Source organism: Streptomyces sp. TAA040, assembly GCF_000424845.1.
Genome location: NZ_AUKR01000012.1, coordinates 34,650 through 54,873 on the forward strand (window position 1 = coordinate 34,650; position 20,224 = coordinate 54,873).

Annotated in this window: 17 protein-coding genes and 2 pseudogenes; 13 read left to right on the forward strand and 6 right to left on the reverse strand. The window is 73.2% G+C overall.

All coding sequences use genetic code 11. The features are described from left to right. Nucleotides 1–8 precede the first annotated feature (8 nt). Both H300_RS29285 and H300_RS26530 read left to right on the forward strand, forming a co-directional pair. Nucleotides 9–1,510 (forward strand): annotated as a pseudogene (locus tag H300_RS29285) (ABC transporter permease subunit); the annotation flags it as partial. Nucleotides 1,511–1,724: 214 nt separating this feature from the next. Next, nucleotides 1,725–2,853 (forward strand): annotated as a pseudogene (locus H300_RS26530) (MFS transporter). A 33-nt stretch (nucleotides 2,854–2,886) separates the two neighbouring features. On the opposite strand, the gene H300_RS0112190 reads toward H300_RS26530, so the two are convergent. Continuing rightward, nucleotides 2,887–3,801 carry a LysR family transcriptional regulator gene (locus H300_RS0112190; protein ID WP_028427647.1) on the reverse strand — a complete coding sequence of 305 codons (915 nt, stop codon included), beginning with the start codon at nucleotides 3,799–3,801 and terminating at the stop codon, nucleotides 2,887–2,889. Nucleotides 3,802–3,871: 70 nt separating this feature from the next. On the opposite strand from H300_RS0112190, the gene H300_RS0112195 reads away from it, so the two are divergent. Further along, complete coding sequence (locus H300_RS0112195; protein WP_028427648.1) at nucleotides 3,872–5,110, forward strand: TDT family transporter; 1,239 nt, start codon at nucleotides 3,872–3,874, stop codon at nucleotides 5,108–5,110. Between the two features lie 35 nt (nucleotides 5,111–5,145). Here H300_RS0112195 and H300_RS31485 read toward each other — a convergent pair whose 3' ends face one another. After that, nucleotides 5,146–5,397: a hypothetical protein gene (locus tag H300_RS31485; RefSeq protein WP_028427649.1), complete on the reverse strand. Its 252-nt coding sequence runs from the start codon at nucleotides 5,395–5,397 to the stop codon at nucleotides 5,146–5,148. Nucleotides 5,398–5,577: 180 nt separating this feature from the next. On the opposite strand from H300_RS31485, the gene H300_RS0112205 reads away from it, so the two are divergent. Together H300_RS0112205 and H300_RS0112210 are read left to right on the forward strand one after the other, a co-directional pair. Beyond that, nucleotides 5,578–6,255, forward strand: a complete 678-nt coding sequence (locus H300_RS0112205) for a HEAT repeat domain-containing protein (RefSeq protein ID WP_028427650.1) — start codon at nucleotides 5,578–5,580, stop codon at nucleotides 6,253–6,255. After that, entirely contained in the window at nucleotides 6,249–7,253 is a 1,005-nt protein-coding gene (locus H300_RS0112210; RefSeq protein ID WP_028427651.1) for a MerR family transcriptional regulator, read from the forward strand. Before H300_RS0112205 ends, H300_RS0112210 begins: the two co-directional genes overlap by 7 nt. A 40-nt stretch (nucleotides 7,254–7,293) precedes the next feature. Here the strand turns inward: H300_RS0112210 and H300_RS0112215 are convergent, their stop codons facing one another. After that, on the reverse strand, nucleotides 7,294–7,854 hold the full coding sequence (locus tag H300_RS0112215; RefSeq protein WP_078515936.1) for a hypothetical protein: 561 nt from the start codon (nucleotides 7,852–7,854) through the stop codon (nucleotides 7,294–7,296). A 116-nt stretch (nucleotides 7,855–7,970) separates the two neighbouring features. Between H300_RS0112215 and hemL the strand changes: the two genes are divergently transcribed. The 6 genes from hemL (at nucleotide 7,971) to ccsB (ending at nucleotide 14,607) form a co-directional block, all read left to right on the forward strand. Further along, on the forward strand, nucleotides 7,971–9,290 hold the full coding sequence (hemL, locus tag H300_RS0112220) for a glutamate-1-semialdehyde 2,1-aminomutase (protein WP_078515937.1): 1,320 nt from the start codon (nucleotides 7,971–7,973) through the stop codon (nucleotides 9,288–9,290). 230 nt (nucleotides 9,291–9,520) lie between these two features. After that, a complete protein-coding gene (locus tag H300_RS0112225) occupies nucleotides 9,521–10,165 on the forward strand; it encodes a histidine phosphatase family protein (RefSeq protein WP_051270001.1) in 645 nt (214 codons plus the stop codon). Between the two features lie 115 nt (nucleotides 10,166–10,280). Next, nucleotides 10,281–10,910 (forward strand): TlpA disulfide reductase family protein, encoded by a 630-nt coding sequence (locus H300_RS0112230; protein WP_028427655.1) that lies wholly within the window; start codon nucleotides 10,281–10,283, stop codon nucleotides 10,908–10,910. A gap of 7 nt (nucleotides 10,911–10,917) precedes the next feature. Further along, nucleotides 10,918–11,679, forward strand: a complete 762-nt coding sequence (locus H300_RS0112235; RefSeq protein ID WP_028427656.1) for a cytochrome c biogenesis protein CcdA — start codon at nucleotides 10,918–10,920, stop codon at nucleotides 11,677–11,679. A gap of 4 nt (nucleotides 11,680–11,683) precedes the next feature. Further along, nucleotides 11,684–13,525 carry a cytochrome c biogenesis protein ResB gene (gene resB / locus H300_RS0112240; protein WP_028427657.1) on the forward strand — a complete coding sequence of 614 codons (1,842 nt, stop codon included), beginning with the start codon at nucleotides 11,684–11,686 and terminating at the stop codon, nucleotides 13,523–13,525. Next, nucleotides 13,522–14,607 (forward strand): c-type cytochrome biogenesis protein CcsB, encoded by a 1,086-nt coding sequence (ccsB, locus tag H300_RS0112245; RefSeq protein ID WP_028427658.1) that lies wholly within the window; start codon nucleotides 13,522–13,524, stop codon nucleotides 14,605–14,607. The genes resB and ccsB overlap by 4 nt, the downstream gene beginning before the upstream one ends. A 67-nt stretch (nucleotides 14,608–14,674) precedes the next feature. Here the strand turns inward: ccsB and H300_RS26535 are convergent, their stop codons facing one another. Further along, nucleotides 14,675–16,003 carry a hypothetical protein gene (locus tag H300_RS26535; RefSeq protein WP_051269986.1) on the reverse strand — a complete coding sequence of 443 codons (1,329 nt, stop codon included), beginning with the start codon at nucleotides 16,001–16,003 and terminating at the stop codon, nucleotides 14,675–14,677. Between the two features lie 344 nt (nucleotides 16,004–16,347). After that, on the reverse strand, nucleotides 16,348–16,836 hold the full coding sequence (locus H300_RS0112255; protein WP_028427659.1) for a PLD nuclease N-terminal domain-containing protein: 489 nt from the start codon (nucleotides 16,834–16,836) through the stop codon (nucleotides 16,348–16,350). Nucleotides 16,837–17,066: 230 nt separating this feature from the next. On the opposite strand from H300_RS0112255, the gene H300_RS0112260 reads away from it, so the two are divergent. Together H300_RS0112260 and mqnP are read left to right on the forward strand one after the other, a co-directional pair. Further along, complete coding sequence (locus H300_RS0112260; protein WP_028427660.1) at nucleotides 17,067–18,518, forward strand: menaquinone biosynthesis decarboxylase; 1,452 nt, start codon at nucleotides 17,067–17,069, stop codon at nucleotides 18,516–18,518. Beyond that, the gene (gene mqnP / locus H300_RS26540) at nucleotides 18,515–19,510 is read left to right on the forward strand and encodes a menaquinone biosynthesis prenyltransferase MqnP (protein WP_078515938.1); all 996 of its coding nucleotides are present in this window, start codon (nucleotides 18,515–18,517) and stop codon (nucleotides 19,508–19,510) included. The genes H300_RS0112260 and mqnP overlap by 4 nt, the downstream gene beginning before the upstream one ends. A 44-nt stretch (nucleotides 19,511–19,554) precedes the next feature. Here the strand turns inward: mqnP and H300_RS26545 are convergent, their stop codons facing one another. Beyond that, complete coding sequence (locus H300_RS26545; protein ID WP_051269987.1) at nucleotides 19,555–20,196, reverse strand: rhomboid family protein; 642 nt, start codon at nucleotides 20,194–20,196, stop codon at nucleotides 19,555–19,557. Nucleotides 20,197–20,224: the final 28 nt, after the last annotated feature.

Genomic DNA, 20,224 nt, shown 5'->3' on the forward strand with positions numbered 1-20,224 from the left:
CCGCCGCTGTGCTGCGGACGGCGTGGCGCACAGTGCTCGCCGCCGGGCTGCTGTCTGCGATCGGGCTGCTGCCCTGGCACTCCCGCACCGATCCGGTGCTGACGGTCCTCAAGGCGCGCTCGGCCGAACGCGACCCCGACCCCGAGGTCCTGGCCGTGATCCGGGGAGAGCTGGGCCTCGACGCCGGGCCCGTACGGCTGCTCGGCCGCTGGTTCGGCGGTCTGCTGCACGGTGGTGCCGGTCGGTCGTGGATCTCCCGCGGCGAGGTGGCGCCCGCCGTCGGCCAGGCGCTCGGCGCCTCGCTGCTGCTGATGGCCGTCGCCCTGGCCGTCGCGCTCCTCACCGCCGCCGTCGTCTGCGGGCGCACCCTGCGACTCGGCGCCGCCCGGCGCCTCGTCCGCCGCCGGTCCGGCAGCGGAGCCGCGATGCTGGCCGCGCTGCCGGAGTTCCTCACCGCCTCCCTCCTGGCCACCGTCGTCGGGGTCCAGCTCGGCTGGTTGCCCGCGCTGGGCTGGTACGGCTTGCCCGCGCTGGGCTGGTACGGCCCGCAGTGGCTCGTGCTGCCCGCCCTGGCGCTCGGACTGCCCGCCGGAGCGCTGCTCGGCCGGATGCTCGACGACGCGCTGGTCGGCGCGTTCGCCGAGCCCTGGGCCACGGCCTCCGCCGCACGCGGCATCCCGGCCCGCCGTATCGTCCGGCACGCCCTGCACCAGCCGCCCGCCCCGCGGGCCTCCTGCGCCCACTGCTGTTCGCTGCGGTGCTGCTCGGTGCCGTCGCGCTGGGCCTCCTGCGCGATCCGCTGACGCTGGACACCGGCGCCCGGCTCCGTCCGCCGTCCTGGCAGCACCCTTTCGGCACCGACGCGCTCGGCCGCGACCTGCTGGCCAGGGTGGCGCACGGCGCACTGGCCACTCTGGCCCTTGCCGTGGCGGTGGGCGTTGCGGCACTGCTGATCGGAGTGCTGCTCGGGCTGCTGCCCCGCCTCTCCGGACCGCTCGTCGACACCGTCAACGCGGTGCCCCCGGTGGTGGCGGGCCTGCTGGTCGCCGGTGCCGTGGGCAGCGGCGCCCACACCGCCGCGCTGGCCGTCACGGTCGTCGCCTGGTCGCCGCTGGCGGCGCACACCTCGTCGCTGCTCCGCCAGGAGCAGGCCACCGTCCACCTCGCCGCCACCCTCGGGCTGGGTGCGGGCCACCGCCACCTCCTGCGCCGCCGCCTGCTCCCGGCTGTCCTGCCGCCCGTCGCCCGGCACGCGCTGCTGCGGGTGCCCGGGGTGGCGCTCGCCCTGGCTGCGCTCGGCTTCCTCGGCCTCGGGGCGCAACCGCCCTCCCCGGAGTGGGGCGTCCTGCTCGCCGAGAACCTCCCCTATGCCGAACGCGCCCCCTGGTCGGTGTTCGCCCCCGCCGCGGCCCTCGCTGTGCTGGGCGCGCTCGCCGTCACCGCCGGAGCCGCCGGACGCCCCGGGGCACGTGGCGGCGTGCGTGCCCCGGCCGGGGCACGCACGGCCCGCATCCCGTGGCCCGTACGCCGCCGGACGGAAACCGGGCCGGAGAAGTCCGTACGGCCGCCTCCCGGCGCCCGCACCGCCGCAGCCCGGCGCACCGCCGTCGGGTCCGCTCCGGCCGGGACGGGGCCCGCGGCCGGGACGGGGCCCGCGACGGCGGTCGCGAAGCGGCCGGAGGACGCCGGATGAGCGGCGACCGACCCGGGGACGGGTACCCCGCATGGCCGTCCCCTCCGACCGGCGGCCCGCCCGTACCCGGAGCCCCTCCTCGTCCGGCGGACGCCCGCCCGTCGGGCCGGCCCCGGCCGGCATCCGCTGTCCCCCGCTGCTGCGCCTGCTGATCCTCGCCCAGTTCGCCTTCAACCTGGGATTCTTCGCCGTACTGCCGTTCCTCGCGACGCACCTCGGCCAGTCCATCGGGATGGCGGGCTGGCTGGTCGGTCTGGTGCTCGGCGCCGTCCTGCTCATGGGCTTCGCAGCGGCGCTGTTCTCCCCGGCCGTCGAGTCCGAGGTGGCCCGGCAGGCGGTGCTGCGCGAGCGGACCGGGCACGGCCCGTGCACCGAGGTGCTCGCCCGGATCAGCGTGGCCGGGCAGGCCGGTGCGTTCCTCGGGCCCCTGCTGGGCGCGCTGCGGCTGGCGACCGACTTCGCCCTGGTCTGCCTGGCCGGTGCCGCGATCTTCGTCCTGGTGCGCCCCGGGCACCTGTGGCTGCTGCCGCAGCACATACCCGGCCGCCCACCGGTCCGCCGCCGCGACGCCCTCCGCATCCTGCTGCGCAACCGCCGCTTCCTGGCCCTGAACACCGCTTACGGCACCTATCCGCTGGCGTACAGCCCGCTCTACCTCGCGCTGCCGCGGGAGGTGGAGCGGGCAGCGGGTTTCGCAGGCCCCGCTGGCCTGGCTGTTCGCGCTCTCCTCGCTGCTGGTGGTCACTTGCCAGCTCCCGCTCACCCGCCGGGTCGCCGGTCCGCACCTGCGCGGGGCGATGAGGGCGGGGCTGTTGCTGCTCACCGCCGCCTTCCTGGTGGTGGCCGCGGCCCTCCCCGCGGGTTGGACCGGGGCGGCCGGACTGCTGCCCGCGGCGGGCTTCGTCGTCCTGCTCACTGCCGGCCGGATGCTCGTCGTCCCGGCCGCCCGCGCCTGGGTGCCGGACCTGGCCGAGGAGGGACGGCTCGGCCCGATGTCCTCCGTCTCCGGACTGCTGGTCCTGGCCGGCAGCGCGGTCGCCGGCGCACTCCTCGACGCTCCGCTGCCGGGCGCGGCACCCTGGCTGCTGCTCGCCGCCCTCCCGCTCCTCGCGGTCTTCCTGCTGCCGTCCTCCGCACCACGCGCCCCCGCCGCCCGCTGAGGGGGCGGCCGGGATGCAGCGGCGCCGGTCCTCTCAGCGTCGCGGACGCCGGGCGAGCGAGGCCAGGCGGAGCGCGTCGCCGGTCAGCGGCCGGTTCACCGGCCGGACGGCGCGCAGCCGGCGCGTGAGGTCCAGCCCCTCGACCGGCACCTCGACGATGGTGCCCCCTGCCAGCTCGCCGGTGAGAGCGAGCGAGCTCAGCACGGCGGGCGCCACCCCGGCCGCGACGGCGGTCTTGATCGCCGTGGTGGAGGACAGTTCCACCAGCGGCCCCGCGAGACGCACGCCGCCGGCTCCGAGCAGGGCCTGCTCCAGCGCCTGCCGGGTGCCGGAGCCGCGCTCCCGGCTCACCAGCGCCGTCGCCGCCAGTTCGGCGGGACCGATGCCCTCCGGCCGGTGGGTCCAGGGGTGGTCCGGGGGCACCACGACCACCAGCCGGTCGTGCGCCACGACGGTGGCCACCAGTCCGTCCGGCACGTCGGGGCCCTCCACGAAACCGAGCGGCGCGGCCCCGTGCAGCACCGCTTGCGCCACCTCCTCGGAGTTCCCGGTGGTCAGCGCCACCGCGGGCCCTCCGGGGCCGGTGTGCAGGGCGACCAGCCAGTGCGGCAGCAGATACTCGGCGACGGTGAGGCTGGCGGCGACCGGCAGTCGTCGCTCGGCCGCCTGCTTGAGGGAGGTCAGCCCCGCGTCGAGGGCGGTCGCCGCGTCCACGGCCGTCCGTGCCCAGTCGGCGACCAGCGAGCCGTGCTCGGTCAGCCGCGAACCGCGCGGCGAACGGTCCAGCAGGCGCACCCCCAGGCGGCGCTCCAGGTGGCGCACCCGGGAGCTGGCGGCCGGCTGGGTGATGCGGTGCGCCCGGGCGGCGGCGCCCAGACTGCCCAGCTCCGCCACCGACAGCAGCAGATCGAAGGGCCCGAGGTCGCTCACCCTGCTCGGTATTGGCATAAGGGCAGCTTATGGGTCCATCCCGAAACGGTGTCTACCGCCGCCGCGGCGTTCCCGTGAGGGTGGAGCCATGCCCACCGCACTCCCCTCCCGGCCCGCAGCGGCAGCCCGCGTCCCCGCCCCCGCGCCGGAGTCCTCTGCGGCCGCGGCGGCGGGTCGCCCCCGGGGGCGCTTCCTGGCCGAACTGGATCACCCGGGGCAGGTCTTCGGCCACTTCGGCCCGAACTGGTTCGCGGTGGTGATGGGCACCGGAATCGTCGGCCAGTCCGCCGCGGTGCTGCCGCTGGCGCTGCCCGGCCTGCGCGTGCTCGCCGTGGTGTTCTGGGCGCTCGCCGCGCTGCTGCTGGTGGCGGTCACCACCGGGTGGGCCGCGCACCGGATTCGCCACCGGGAGCGGGCCAGAGCGCACGCGGACCACCCGGTCTCCGGGCAGTTCTGGGGCGCGCCGCCGATGGCGCTGCTCACCGTCGGGGCGGGCACCCTCTCGCTGGGCCGCGACTGGCTGGGCGAACCGCTCGCCGTCACGGTGGCCGCCGTCCTCTGGACGCTGGGAACGCTACTCGGAGTGGCCGTCGGCGTCCGCATCCCCGCCCGGATGATGGCGCGCGGGGACGCCGCCCCCGACGCGGCGTTCGGGGGCTGGCTGATGCCCGTGGTGCCGCCGATGGTCTCGGCCGCGACCGGTGCCGCGCTCGTCCCGCACCTGCCGCAGGGACAGCCGCGGCTGACCCTGCTGATCTGCTGTGGCGCCCTCTTCGGCGCCGCGCTTCTGCCCAGTCTCTTCCTCATCGCCCGCATCTGGGACCGGCTGCTCCACCACTCGGCCGGACCGGCCGCCCTGGCACCGACGTTCTGGATCGTGCTGGGGCCGCTGGGGCAGTCCGTGACGGCGGCGAACCTGCTGGCCTCGGCGGCTCCCGACGCCCTGGGGGAGCAGCGCGCCGCCGGGCTCGGCACGGCAGCGGTGCTCTACTCCCTGCCGGTCTGGGGGTTCGCGATGCTGTGGCTCGCGCTGAGCTGTGCCCTCACTCTCCGGGCGTCCCGGGGGAGGCTGCCGTCCGGGCGGCGGGGGCTGCCGTTCTCGCTGACCTGGTGGGGCTTCACCTTCCCGCTGGGCACCTGCGTGACCGGCACGGCGGCCCTCGCCGCCCGGCTCGGCTCCCCGGTGCTCGCCGCCCTCGCGGTCGTCCTGTTCACCGGTCTGCTGACCGCCTGGGGCGTGGTCGCCGTACGAACCGCACGGGCCGCCGCCCGCGGCGGCATCTTCCTCCCGCCCGCGCAGCCCGCCCCGGCGGCGGCGCGGCGGTGAGGGCCGGCTTCGGCCCGTGTGCGGGGGCGGATCCGCTACGGGGCGGAGCCCGTCCCGCCGTCCTCGCCGGGTGCCGTGTCCCCGTCCGTGCTCCCGCCGGTGGCGGGGTCCGTCGTACGGGCATCCGTCGACGCATCCGGGGACGGCGGCCAGTCGTCCACGTCGGAGGAGGTCTCGTCCGTCGGCGTGGAATCCGTCGAGGGGAGCGGTTCGTTCACGCGCCGGTACGACGACCCGAGCACGAGAATCGTGGCGACCAGGATGGCGAGGAGCAGTACGAACCCCACGGGGTGGCTCGGATTGATCTTGTACTGGTTCGTGTCCCACGTGCCTTCTTGAAGACCGGCTCGTCGTCGTCGCTCACCGGCGGGACTCTACGTCCCCCCCCCCGGGTGCCGGGGGCGGGGGAGGCGGCTTGACCCTGACACGGTGACAAGGTCTTCACTGTGCCGAGGAGGTGGTGCCCGGTGACTGCGCCGACACAGGGATCTGACGCCCCCGGAGTACTCCGGGGGCTGGAGGACGACCGCTCGTCGGTGCGTCTGCGGGTGGCGATGGCGGTCGGTTCGGACCCCGACCCGCGCTTCGTCGGCACGCTCGTCGAGCGGTGCGCGAGCGAACCCGACTTCTACGTCCGCGAGATGCTGACGTGGGCCCTCACCCGGCACCCGGTGGCGGCGACGGTTCCGGCACTCCTTGAGGAGGTCCGCTCGGAGCGCGCCCAGGCGCGCAGCCAGGCACTGCACACGCTCTCCAAGATCGGGGACCGGCAGGCGTGGCCTGCCGTCACGGGGGAGCTGCTGTCCGACGCCGACGACGAGGTGGCACGGAGCGCCTGGCGTGCCGCGGTCGTGCTCGTGCCCGAAGGCGAGGAGGCCGGGCTGGCCGCGGTGCTGGCGAGGCAGCTCGGCCGCGGAGGGCTGGAGACGCAGCGGAGCCTCAGCAGGGCGCTGCTCGCGCTGGGCGAGCCGGTGGTGCCGGTGCTGCGCGCGGCGACGTCCGACCCCGACCCCCGGGTTCGGGCGCACGCATTCGCCACGGAGCGGCTGCTGGACGATCCGGAGGCCGGCTTCGGATATCTGCTGGAGGAGGCGAAGCGGCTCGTGGTCCTCGGCGGTACCGGCCAGGAGGAGCAGCCGTGCTGATCGGTGAGGTGGCACGGCGGTCCGGGGTCAGCGCCCGCATGCTCCGGCACTACGACGCGCTCGGCCTGCTGCGGCCGACGGGACGCACCGGTGCCGGCTACCGCGAGTACTCGGGCGAGGACGTCCGGCGGATCTTCCACATCGAGAGCCTGCGCACCTTGGGGCTGTCGCTGGGCGAAGTGGGACGCGCACTCGACGACCCGGACTTCTCGCCCTCCCGTCTCGTCGCGGACCTCATCACCGAGACGCGTGAACGCCTGGCACGGGAGGAGGGGGTGCTCACCCGGCTCTGTCGTATCGGTGCCGCGGAGCCCGCCGACTGGCAGGAGGTGCTCTCGACCGTCGCGCTCCTCCAGGCGTTGCAGTCGAAGAACTCGGGGAGGCGCCAGCAGGCGGCCCTGTCCTCGGTGGCGGCCGAGCCCGTACCGGTCGAGGCACTGGTCGAGGCGGTGCTGACCGAGTCGGACCCGCACGTGGCCGGGGCCCTGCGATGGGCCCTGACGCAGGCGGGGGACGACGGACGCGCCCTGCTGGCCGCGGGTCTCGACGCGCCCTTCGCCGAGGTGCGCAAACGCGCCGTCCAGGCCCTCGCGGAGCTTCCGGGTGCCGAGGCGACGGCATCGCTGCGGTACGCCCTCGCGAGCACCGACCCCGTGGTCCGCCGGCACGCGGCGCCGGCGCTCGGCGTGCGCGACGTGGCCGAAGCGGTCCCGACCCTCCTCGACATGGTCGTCGGGGAGGTGAACGACGTTGAAGCCGCCGACGCACTGGGCGCGCTGGCGAGCCGTCCCGCGCTGGCGGACGAGATCGCCGCCGGGGTCGTCGCCCGCCTCACCCACGGAACGGTGGAGCCGGCCGCGCGTCGCCGGCTGGCGCAGGCGCTCGCGGACATCCCGGGAGCCACGGCGTCACGTGCCCTGGAAGTGCTGTCCCGGGACGAGGACCGCGCCGTGGCAGGCATCGCGGCGTACGTACGGGAGCTGCGCACCGCGCGGTGAGCTCACCGCCGCCGGCGCCCGCCACCCGCGAGCCCCCGGCTCAGGGCCAGACGAGGCAGTAGGCCTGGTGCCCCGCGTCGTGCAGCCGGTGGGAGAAGTCCTGCCACTCGTGCAGCAGCCGGTAGACGTCGAAGGCGTCGCGGGGGCCGCCACGGTCGGGGACGGTGGACCAGATGAACGCGGCCGCGCCGACCGACTCCTCGCCGACGCCGCGCAGCGGGTCGACGACCGTCATCGGCAGCTTCACCACCGCGTAGTCCGGGTGGAGCACGACGAGTTCGAGCGGCGGCACGCGGTAGAGGGGAACACCCTCGATACCGGTGAGCACCATCGCGGCCATCGTCTCGGGCTTGATCTTGGTGAACATGCCGCCCTGGCCGAGCTCGTCACCGCCGAGCTCCTCCGGGCGCATCGAGATGGGAACCCGAGCCGCCGTGGCTCCGTCCGGGGCCCCGAAGTACTTGTAGGTCACCCCCACGCGGCTGCCACCCTTGCTGTTCTCCGTCCCCGCTGCCTCCGCTGCGTCACGCCGGTGCCGGCCGCGCGGGACGCGCTCCGGCTCGAGGTTCCCGGCCCCCTCGCCCAATCCGCCTCCGCGCATGTCACCACCTGACTACTCGCGGCGCACGCCGCCCAACCCGATCATCGTGTCAGAGACCTCCCCCTTGTGCGGCCGGCGAAACGCCGGACCGTACAAGCGCGCGAAGCTCTGACACCATGGTGTGCGTGAGCTATCCGTACGAAGCACCAGTATCGCAGTCACTCTTCGACCGTGCCGCCGTCGTGACACCCGGAGGCGTGAACTCTCCTGTCCGGGCCTTCCGGGCCGTGGGCGGAACGCCCCGGTTCATGGTGTCCGGTGCCGGTCCGTACCTCACCGACGCCGACGGCCGCGAGTACGTGGACCTCGTCTGCTCCTGGGGACCGATGATCCTCGGCCACGCCCACCCGGCGGTCACCGAGGCCACCGCCGCGGCCGTCGCCCGGGGCACGTCCTTCGGCACGCCGAGCGAGGGCGAGGTCGCACTCGCCGAGGAGATCGTCGCCCGGGTCGCCCCGGTCGAGCAGGTGCGCCTGGTCTCCTCCGGCACCGAGGCCACCATGTCGGCGATCCGCCTCGCCCGCGGCTTCACCGGGCGGGCCAAGGTGATCAAGTTCGCGGGCTGCTACCACGGGCATGTGGACGCCCTGCTCGCGGCCGCCGGTTCCGGACTCGCCACCTTCGCCCTCCCCGACACCCCCGGGGTCACCGGGGCGCAGGCGGGGGAGACGCTGGTGCTGCCGTACAACGACCTCGAAGCGGTCAGCGCCGCGTTCGCCGCCCACCCCGGTGAGATCGCCTGCGTCATCACCGAGGCCTCCCCGGGCAATATGGGTGTGGTGCCGCCGTCCGCGGGGTTCAACGCCGGGCTCAAGGAGGTCTGCCGGGAGAACGGCGCCCTCTTCCTCTCCGACGAGGTGATGACCGGCTTCCGTGTCTCGGCGGCCGGCTGGTACGGCATCGACGGGGTGGTCCCCGACCTGATGACCTTCGGCAAGGTGATGGGCGGCGGGTTCCCTGCGGCTGCCTTCGGTGGCCGGGCCGACGTGATGGGCCGGCTCGCGCCGACCGGCCCGGTCTACCAGGCCGGCACCCTCTCCGGTAACCCGGTCGCCACCGCCGCCGGCGTCGCCCAGCTCCGGCAGTTGGACGCGGACGCGTACGCGCGGGTCGACGCCGCCTCCCTCGCGGTGCGCGGCGCGGTGGGCGAGGCGCTCACCAAGGAGGGCGTGGCGCACCGGGTGCAGTCCGCAGGCAGCATGTTCTCCGTCTTCTTCACCGACGCCCCGGTCACCGACTACGAGGGCGCCAGGGCGCAGGAGTCCTTCCGCTACACCGCGTTCTTCCACTCCATGCTCGCCGCCGGGGTGTACCTGCCGCCGTCCGCGTTCGAGTCCTGGTTCGTCTCCGCCGCGCACGACGAGGCGGCGGTCCAGCGGATCGTGGACGCGCTGCCGGCCGCGGCCCGTGCGGCGGCCGAGGCGGTGAGCGCGTGAGCCCCCTGGAGCCCGGCAGGTTCGAGGAACCGGCGGAACCGGAGGGTCCGGCCGCCCCCGATGGGCCCGCGAGATCCGGGGGTTCCGTCGATCCCCGGACGTTGGTGGGGCCGGGGGAGGCCGCGAGCCCCGTGAACCCCGGGGGGCCGGTGGACCCGGCGGGTCACGCCCGCCCCGCCGACACCGACCCGGGCGGGCTCGGCGACACCACGGTCACCGTGGTGCACGTGATGCGGCACGGCGAGGTGGAGAACCCCGAGGGGGTGCTGTACGGGCGGCTCTCCGGGTACCACCTCTCCGACCTGGGCCGCCGGATGGCCGACCGGGTCGCTGAGCGGCTGGCGTCCCGCGACGTCACGGCCGTCGTCGCCTCGCCGCTGGAGCGCGCACAGGAGACGGCGGAGCCGATCGCGAAGGCGCACGGTCTCGACGTGGGGACCGACGAGCGGCTGATCGAGGCCGCCAACGTGTTCCAGGGCAAGACCTTCGGCGTCGGAGACGGTGCCCTGCGCCGACCGGGCAACTGGCGGCACCTGCGCAACCCGTTCCGGCCCTCCTGGGGCGAGCCCTACGCGGCCCAGGTGCTCCGGATGCGCGAGGCGCTGGACGCCGCCCGGGACGCCGCCCGCGGGCACGAGGCGGTCTGTGTCAGCCACCAGCTGCCGATCTGGATACTGCGCAGCTTCGTCGAGCGCCGACGGCTGTGGCACGACCCGCGCAACCGGCAGTGCACCCTGGCCTCGCTGACCAGCTTCACCTATCTCGGCGACCGGATCGTCTCGGTCGGCTACACCGAGCCGGCCCGCGACCTGGTGCCCGCCCACCTGCTCGCCGGCGCCCGGCCGGTGAAGGGCGCCAAGGGCTTCGGCGCCTGAGCCCCGCCCGTCGCCGCTCCCGCCCGTGGGGGCCGGACTTGTCCGGATCGGGTCGGGAGTGGGCGACCAAGGGGGGCGCGGAAGATCCTTCCGGGGGGCATGCGAAACTTTTCACATGAGTCAGCCCCGCGCCCCCCGAACCGCTGCCGTGTGCCGTGCTGCCGGGGCCGCGGCCGTGACGACCGCGCTCGCACTCGCGCTGTCCGCCTGCGGAAGCGAGGACGACGCCTCGTCCTCCGGGGCGGAGACCCAGTTCGTCCCCGGCACGGGTGAGATCACGCAGGTCGACAAGGAGAAGCGGACGGCCGCCCCGGACATCGAGGGAGAGACGGTGGACGGTGGCAGGCTCGCGCTCTCGGACTACCGGGGCAAGATCGTGGTGCTCAACGTCTGGGGCTCCTGGTGCGCGCCCTGCCGCGCGGAGGCGCCCAACCTGGTGAAGGTCGCCGAGGACACCGAGGACGAGGGGGTCCGGTTCGTCGGCATCAACACCCGCGACCTGGACGTGGCCAACGCCAAGGCGTTCGACCGCACGTACGGGGTCGAGTACCCCAGCCTGTACGACCCCAGCGGCAAGCTGATCCTCAAGTTCCCGGAGGGCAGCCTGAACCCGAAGTCGATCCCCTCCACGCTGATCCTCGACACCGAGGGACGGATCGCCGCCCGCGCGCTGAAGCCGCTCGGCGAGCAGGAACTGCGTGACGCGCTCGACCCGGTGCTCGCGGAGCAGCGGGCGGAGAAGTGACCTGACGATGCACGTCCTCGCTGTCGCGGGCCCCGAGAGCACCGTCCTCGCCGGGGCGCTGCTCCTCGCGCTGCCGCTGGCCGCACTCGCCGGACTCGTGTCGTTCTTCTCCCCCTGCGTGCTGCCGCTGGTTCCCGGCTACCTCTCCTACGTGACCGGGATCGGTGGCACCGACCTGGCCGACGCCCGGCGCGGACGGATGCTCGCCGGGGCCTTCCTCTTCATCCTCGGCTTCAGCGCGGTCTTCGTCTCCACCGGCGCGCTCTTCGGCTACTTCGGCAACACCCTGGAGGAGCACAAGACCCTCATCTCGCGCGTGCTCGGCGGGCTGACGATCCTCCTCGGGCTGAGCTTCATGGGTGTGCTGCCCGGCTTCACCCAGCGTGAGTTCCGCTTCCATCGCAGGCCCGGCGTGGGGCTGGCAGGGGCGCCGATGCTCGGCGTGCTGTTCGGCGTCGGGTGGACACCCTGTGTCGGCCCGACGCTGGGCGCGGTGCAGTCCCTGGCGATCAACGAGGCGAGCGCCGGGCGCGGGGCGCTGCTGATGGTGGCGTACTGCCTGGGGCTCGGGGTGCCGTTCGTGGTGGCCGCGCTCGCCTTCCGGCGGGCGCTCGGCGCGTTCGGCTGGGTCAAGCAGCACTACGCCTGGGTGATGCGGATCGGTGGCGGCCTGCTGGTCGCGATCGGTGTGCTGCTGGTCACCGGGGTGTGGGACCGGATCGTGTACGACCTGACCGTCTGGTCCAGCCAGTACACCGTAGGGATCTGAGGCGATGAGCGAGACGGACACCGGCGCCGGAGCCGGTCGAGGGACCGGTGCCGAGTCGCCGCCGGAAGCGGACGGCGCCTGCCGGGGCACCGCGGACGCCGAGGCGAGCGCGGCACGGGCGCAGCTCTCCACGGCGCCCGAGCAGGAGGCGACGGACGGTGCGGCGCTGAACGTCCCCGCCCTGGGGGTGCTCGGCTGGACCCGGTGGTTCTGGCGCCAGCTCACCTCGATGCGGATCGCGCTGCTTCTGCTTCTGCTGCTGTCGCTGGGCACGGTCCCCGGCTCGCTGATCCCGCAGAACAGCGTGGACACCGCCAAAGTCGCCGATTTCCGGGCGAACAACCCGGGCCCGTCCGGCTTCTACGACAAGCTCCAGTTGTTCGACGTCTACAGCTCGGTGTGGTTCTCGGCGATCTACCTGCTGCTGTTCGTCTCGCTGATCGGCTGCATCATTCCGCGCAGCTGGCAGTTCGTCGGCCAGTTGCGCTCCCGCCCACCGCGGGCCCCGCGGCTGCTGAACCGGATGCCTGCGTACACCACCTGGCACACCGCGACCGGGGCCGAGGAGGTACTGGGCGCGGCGCGCACCGTGCTGGGCCGCCGCCGCTTCCGGGTCACGGTGACACCGGCGGGTGGCGGCTCGGCGGGGGGCGGCGCGCGGGCCGGCGGTTCGGTCGCCGCGGAGAAGGGCTACCTGCGGGAGACCGGGAACCTGATCTTCCACATCGCGCTGATCGTGATGCTGCTGGCCTTCGCCGCCGGCCAGCTGTGGAAGTCCGAGGGCGGCAAGCTGATCGTCCAGGGCGACGGGTTCTCCAACACCCTGACCCAGTACGACGACTTCCGTTCCGGCTCGCTGTACGACGCGGACTCGCTGGACTCCTTCGGCTTCACGCTGGACGACTTCCACTCGACCTTCGAACCCAGCGGACCGCAGAAGGGCACGCCGCGGGAGTTCCGGGCGGACGTCACCTACTGGGAGGGCGCGGACGGGGCCGAGAAGAAGGCGGCGATCGAGGTCAACAAGCCGCTGACGGTCGCCGACTCCAAAGTGCACCTGCTCGCGCACGGCTACGCCCCCGTGGTCAGCGTCACCGACGGCCAGGGGGACCTCGCGTACCGCGGGCCGGTGCCGTTCCTGCCGCTGGACGCCAACGTCACCTCGCAGGGGGTGGTCAAGGTCACCGACTACCGGGGCAAGGACGGCGAGAGCGACCAGTTGGGCTTCCAGGGCTTCTTCGTACCGACCTACGCCCCGGGCTCCGGTCAGATGACCTCGCAGTTCCCCGCGCTCACCAACCCGGCGCTGTTCCTCACCGCCTACCGGGGCGATCTCGGGGTGGACGGCGGCCAGCCGCGCAGCGTGTACCAACTGGACACCGAGCGGATGGAGCAGTTCAGCAAGGAGAACGGCGATCCGCTGGCCGAAGTGCTGGAGCCCGGTGACACGCTGGAGCTGCCGGACGGCGCCGGCGAGCTGACGTTCGAGCGCATCGACCGCTGGGCGAGCTTCCAGATCTCCCAGGAACCCGGCAAGGGCTGGGCGCTGGGCGGCGCGATCGCCGCCGTGCTGGGGCTGGCGGGGTCGCTGTTCATCTCCCGCCGCCGGGTCTGGGTGCGAGCCACCGAGGGTCCGGCCGGACGGACGGTGGTGGAGATGGCCGCGCTGGGCCGCAGCGAGTCGGCGCGGGTCCCCGAGGAACTCGGCGAGCTGGCGGACCGCCTGCTGGCCACCGCACCCCCTGCCGTCGCCCCGGACGCCGCGGCCCCGGACACCGACGGCCCGAACGCCGATCCCACGCGTTCCGCCGATCCCGAAGACCTCGCCGAAGGAGCTGACAGATGAATCTCGCCGCGGCGAACAACCAGTCGCTGGCCGACATCAGCAATGTGCTGGTGTACTCGGCCATGGCGATCTACGTCCTGGCCTTTGTCGCGCACATCGCAGAGTGGGTCTTCGGCAGTCGCAGCAGGGTCGCCCGCACCGCCTCCGCGCTGGGCGAGGGCAGGGCGGCCGGGTCCTCCGCGGTGGGCGCCGCGGTGACGTCCGCCCGTGGCACCGCAGTGGTGGACCGGCCGAAGGTGATCACCCGTTCCGCCGCCGGCGCGCGTGCCGAGGTGCCGGACGGGCCCGGCGCGGCGGGGGAGGACGTCCAGGGCGACACCTACGGACGGATCGCCGTCGCACTCACCGCGCTCGCCTTCGCGATCCACACGGGCGCGGTCGTCACCCGCGGTCTGTCGGTGCAGCGGGTGCCGTGGTCCAACATGTACGAGTTCTCCCTCACCTTCTCGATGGCGGTGGTCGGCGCGTACCTGGTGCTGCTGGCCACCGGCCGCAACGTCCGCTGGATCGGTCTGCCGCTGGTCACGACGGTGCTGCTCGACCTCGGTCTGGCCACCACGGTGCTCTACACCGAGAGCGACCAGTTGCCGCCGGCCCTGGACTCCTACTGGTTGTGGATCCACGTCTCGCTCGCGATCACCTGCGGCGCGCTGTTCTACCTCGGTGCGGTCGGTACCGTGCTCTACCTGTTCCGCGACCGCTACGAGGCCAAGCTCGACCGCGGCGCGGAGCCCGGTCGGTTCGCCACCTCGGTCCTGGAGCGGCTGCCGTCCTCGGCGTCGCTGGACCGGTTCGCCTACCGGATCAACGCGGCGGTCTTCCCGTTCTGGACCTTCACGATCATCGCCGGGGCGATCTGGGCGGAGAGCGCCTGGGGCCGCTACTGGGGCTGGGACCCCAAGGAGGTCTGGTCGTTCATCACCTGGGCCGCCTACGCCTGCTACCTGCACGCGCGCGCCACCGCGGGCTGGAAGGGACGCAGGGCCGCCTACCTGGCGCTGGTCGCCTTCGCGTGCTGGCTGTTCAACTACTACGGCGTCAACATGTTCGTCGACGGCCTGCACTCCTACTCGGGGCTCTGAGACCCGGCACTCTGACGACCCACCCGGTCGGGGCCCCGAGCACGTCGTCGTCCCGCGTGACTCCGGGTCAGACCGGCGGCGGCGTGCTCGGAGCCCCGCCGATCCCCGGGTCGGTGCTGCCGGTCTCACCGGTGCTGCCGTTGCCCGGGGGCGCGGCGGGTTCGCCCAGGTAGGCCTGCCAGCCACCGGTCGGCTGCTGCCCGACGCCCAGGGCGCGCAGCTTCTCCAGCACCTCGGGCTCCTGCACGTCCAGCCAGTCCACGAACTGGCGGAAGGAGACCATCCGGACGTCGTCGGCTCCGGTCCCGGCGATGTGCTCGACGGTCGCCTCCACGGCGTCCATGTAGATACCGCCGTTCCACGTCTCGAAGTGGTTGCCGATGAACAGCGGTGCCCGGTTGGAGTCGTAGGCCCGCTCGAAGGCCGACACGTACGCCTCGGTGGCCTGCTCGCGCCAGGCGGGGTGCTGGGCCGGGTCGGCGTCGGTGTCGGCGCCCTCGGACTGGTTGGCGAGGATGTTGTAGTCCATCGAGAGCACCTCGAAGGAGTGGCCGGGGAACGGGATGGACTGGAGCGGCAGGTCCCAGACCCCCTCCTTCTTGCTCGGCCACACCTGGAGTCCCCCGGAGGAGCTGGAGTCGTAGCGCCAGCCCAGCTCGGCCGCGGCGGGCAGCAGGTTCGCCTGCCCGAGCAGGCAGGGCGTACGGGCGCCGACCAGCTCCTTGCGGTAGTCGAAGGGCAGCGACTCCAGGTCGTCGAACCCGGTGTTCGTCCGCCACTTCATGACGAACTCCCTCGCCTGGTCGATCTCCGAGCGCCAGTCCTCCGGCGTCCACTTCCCGACCGATCCGCTGCCGCCGCAGAAGTGGCCGTTGAAATGGGTGCCGATCTCGTGCCCGTCCAGCCACGCCTGCCGCACGTGGGTGAGCGTGCGGCGGATGTTCTCGTCCTTGAGGTAGCCGATGGCGGAGGCGCCGACGGGGTTCTTCGGCGGCCGGTAGAGGTCCCTCCTGGACTCGGGGAGCAGGTAGAGCCCGGAGAGGAAGAAGGTCATGGCCGCGCCGTTGTCCTTGGCGACCTTGAGGAAGCGCGGGAAGAGGCCGTTGCCGACCTCGCCTGCGCCGTCCCAGGAGAAAATGACGAACTGCGGCGGTTTCTCACCCGGCTTCAGGGGGCGCGGCTTCTCCGGCTGGTTCGGCTGCGGGCCGGTGTCCGAGGTGGATCCGTCGCCGATCTTCTTCGGCTTCTGCTTCTCGTCACCCGACCCGCCCGGGGACTCGGTGCTCCCCGGCATCTTCTCCTCGTCGCCCCCGGAGCAGCCCGCCACTCCGATGGCCGCAACCCCGGCGCCCAGACCCAGTAGTCCGCGCCGGCTTATGCCGCCGTCCTCCGCCATTCTCGTGTGTCCCCTCAACATCCTCGTGCGTGAGCCCGTGCGGTCTGCGGCTCCCGGTGGCCGACCTGGGCGGGGCGGCCGCGGATCGGGGCCGCGCAGGCCGGAGGGGCACGTTAATCACAGGAAAAACGGACGTGTCCAGGCCTTGTGCCAGGGTTTTGTCCGATGGGAACTGTGCGTGTGCGGACGTGTCCGGAGTGTGACGGGGGGTGGGTGGAGCGCGTCACACACCTCACGCCCGGGGTCGTCACGCGTGCGTCGACTGCCGGGGCGTCAGTTCGAGGAGGCGGCCTCGCGCGGCGGGGCCGACACGGGATCAACCCGTGGGAGCGACCGACGCGGGGTCAGCTCTTGGGCGGGGCGTCGTCCGGGCCGTCCTTGCGGCGGAACTCCTCCTCCCACTCCTCCAGGGGGTCGCCCGGGGCATCCGAGGAGGCGGAGGAGGACGAGGGCTTCGCGGGAGGCTCCGACGGGGAGGCGGGCGTGCCGTCGGACGCGGGGCCCGCCGGGTCGTCCGACCCGTCCTTCGGAGTGTCGCGCTCCGAGCGGGCGGCGCTGTCGTCGCCGAGCGACTTCAGGAAGTCCGGGTTGTCGTCCGGGGCGACCCAGCGCCGTTCCTCGACGCGGGTGGCGCCGTACGGCGTGTTGCGCCGCGGGCGTCCGACCGCGAACCACGCGATCGGCCCCACGAGGACCTGGCCGAACAGCAGCACGATGAACACCCATGCGGTCTTCGGAAGCTTCCTGACCTCCTTCTCGGGAGTGTTCAGGCAGTCGACGAAGGCATAGATCCAGACCGCCAGAACCAGCAGGAACGGCAGAAGCTTGAGCATGGAACGCTCCCTGAGTACGTTCTGGCGCGGTGGGGCCCCGGGAAACGGCCCCGCTACAAGGCCAGCGTAATGGGACGATGACGCCATCGGGCGCGGTGGTGCCGAAAGGAACCGGCCCGTCGCCCCCCCCGTCACCCCCGTCGCCCCCGCCGCGGCCCGCCGGCCGGCTGCCGCCCCGGCGCGGGTGCCCGGGCGCGGGGCGCGGACGGCGATACCGGATACTGGCAGGCATGGCATACGACGATCTCCGTTCGCTGCTGCGGGCACTCGAACGCCAGGGCGAGCTGAAGCGGGTCAAGGCCGAGGTCGATCCCCACCTGGAAGTCGGCGAGATCGTGGACCGGGTCAACAAGGCGGGGGGCCCGGCGCTGCTGTTCGAGAACGTCAAGGGCTCGGACATGCCGCTGGCGATGAACGTCTTCGGTACCGACCACCGGCTGCTCACCTCCCTCGGGCTCGACTCCTACGCCGACATCAGCGACCGCATCGGCGGGTTGCTCAAACCGGAACTGCCTCAGGGCTTCGTCGGGATGCGGGAAGCCTTCGGCAAGCTCGCCGGGATGACGCACGTACCACCGAAGAAGATCAAGGACGCGCCCGTCCAGCAGGTGGTGCACACCGGCGACGAGGTGGACCTGGACCGGCTGCCGGCCCTCTTCACCTGGCCAAAGGACGGCGGCTCCTTCTTCAACCTCGGGCTGACCCACACGAAGCACCCGGAGAACGGTATCCGGAACCTGGGCCTCTACCGCCTCCAGCGCCACGACCGGCGCACCATCGGGATGCATTGGCAGATCCACAAGGACAGCGCGAACCACTACCAGGTGGCCGCCCGCCGCGGCGAGAAACTGCCGGTCGCCATCGCCTTCGGCTGCCCGCCCGCGGTCACCTACGCCTCCACCGCCCCGCTGCCGGGCGACATCGACGAGTACCTGTTCGCCGGCTTCGTGCAGGGCAAGCGGGTCGAGATGGTGGACTGCAGGACCGTCCCGCTCCAGGTGCCGGCGCACGCCGAAGTGGTGATCGAGGGCTGGCTGGAACCCGGCGAGATGCTCCCCGAGGGCCCGTTCGGCGACCACACCGGCTTCTACACGCCGCAGGAGGACTTCCCCGCCCTGCGGGTGGACTGCGTCACCACCCGCCGCCGCCCGCTCCTCCAGTCGATCGTGGTGGGTCGGCCGCCCACCGAGGACGGGCCGCTGGGCCGCGCCACCGAGCGGTTCTTCCTCCCGCTGCTGAAGATCATTGTGCCGGACATCGTGGACTACCACCTGCCGGAGGCCGGCGGCTTCCACAACTGCGCGATCATCTCCATCGACAAGAAGTACCCCAAGCACGCGCAGAAGGTGATGCATGCCATCTGGGGCGCGCACATGATGTCGCTGACCAAGCTGATCGTGGTGGTCGACAGCGACTGCGACGTCCACAACCTGCACGAGGTCGCCTGGCGTGCGCTGGGCAACACCGACTACTCCCGGGACCTGAGCATCGTCGAGGGCCCGGTCGACCACCTCGACCATGCCTCCTACCAGCAGTTCTGGGGCGGCAAGGCGGGCATCGACGCCACCGCCAAGCTGCCCGGCGAGGGCTACACCCGGGACGGCGGCTGGCCGCGGATGGTCGAGTCCGACCCGGAGACCGCGGACCGGGTGACCCGCCGCTGGAAGGAGTACGGGCTGTGAGCGGTTCCCCGCCCGGCACCGGTCCCGGCACCACCGGCCGCAGCCCGGACGAGGGCCGCGGGCCGGACGGGGGCGGCGGCTCGGACCTCCGGCCGGACGGGCCGCAGGCCGCACGCAGCCCGAACCGGGTGCGGGCGTTCCTCCGACTGGTGATGATCGAGCACTCGGTCTTCGCGCTGCCCTTCGCCTACATCGCCGCGCTCACGGCGATGTTCCAGGTCAGCGGCAGCGTGCACTGGTGGGAGCTGCTGCTCGTCACAGTGGCCATGGTGGGCCTGCGCACCTTCGCCATGGCGGCCAACCGCATCATCGACCGCGAGCTGGACGCCCGCAATCCGCGCACCGCAGGACGGGAGCTCGTCACCGGAGCGGTATCGGTCCGGACGGCCTGGACGGGCGCCCTGGTGGCGCTGACGGTCTTCCTGGGCGCCGCCGCCCTGCTCAACCCGCTCTGCCTGGTGCTGGCGCCGGTCGCGGTGGTGCCGATGGTGGTCTACCCCTACGGCAAGCGGTTCACCGACTTCCCGCACGCCATCCTGGGGCTCGCGCAGGCGATCGGGCCGGTCGGCGCCTGGATCGCCGTGACCGGCTCCTGGTCCTGGGACGCGGTACTGCTGGGGCTGGCCGTCGGTGTCTGGATCGGCGGCTTCGACCTGATATTCGGCTGCCAGGACGTCGCCGCGGACCGTGTCGAGGGCGTCCGCTCGGTGCCCGCCCGCTTCGGCGTCGCCGCCGCGCTGTACGGCTCGCGGGCCTGCCACGCCGTCACCGTCGGACTGCTGGTCTGGTACGCGCTGGCCACCGGGGGAGGGGCCTTCCTCTGGGCCGGCCTGCTGGTCGTCCTCGCGGCGTTCGGCTACGAGCACTCGCTCGTCCGGCCGGACGACCTCAGCCGGCTCGATAGGGCGTTCTTCACCGTGAACGGCTTCATCGGCATCGCGCTGTTCGTCCTCGCGCTGGCCGACCTCGTCGTCCGCGGCCTGACCGTCTGACCGGCCGGGAGGCGGCACGTCGCCGGACGGGCGCCGGGAGTCGGTCAGCTCCAGGGGCTGGGGCCTATGCCGCCCCTGGGCACCCTCGCCGGACGGGGCGACGGATTGCGGCGGAGCCAGAAGGCGGCCAGCACGCCGCCTATCAGGCCGAAGAGGTGGCCCTGCCAGGAGATGCCCGGGTTGATGGGCAGCACGCCCCACAGGATCGAGCCGTACACCAGCAGCAGGGTGATGCCGACCGTGATGTCCAGGGCGTCGCGTTCGACGAAGCCGCGCACCAGCAGGTATCCGAACAGCCCGAAGACCACCCCGGAGGCGCCGGCGGTGTTCGAGTCCGCGGGAGCGGTGAGCCAGACGCCGAGGCCGCTGACCACGATGATCAGCAGCACCACGCCGATGAAGCGGCCCAGTCCGCGTACCGCGGCCAGGAATCCGAAGATCAGCAGCGGCAGCGAGTTCGCCGCGACGTGGCCCCAGCCGAAGTGCAGGAAGGCGGCCGGGAAGATGTCCATGATCTCGTCGACGTCCCGCGGCTCTATGCCGTACTCGCGGACGAGTGGGCCGGCCGTGCCGTCGACCGCCTCCAGCAGCCAGAGCAGGGCGATCCAGGAGAGCATGAAGGTGCCCGCGGCGGTCGCCCTGGCACGTCGGGTCGGCTGGCCGGTGCCGCTTGTTCCGTATGCCATCGAGGACCCCCGGTTCCGTGTCCGCGCG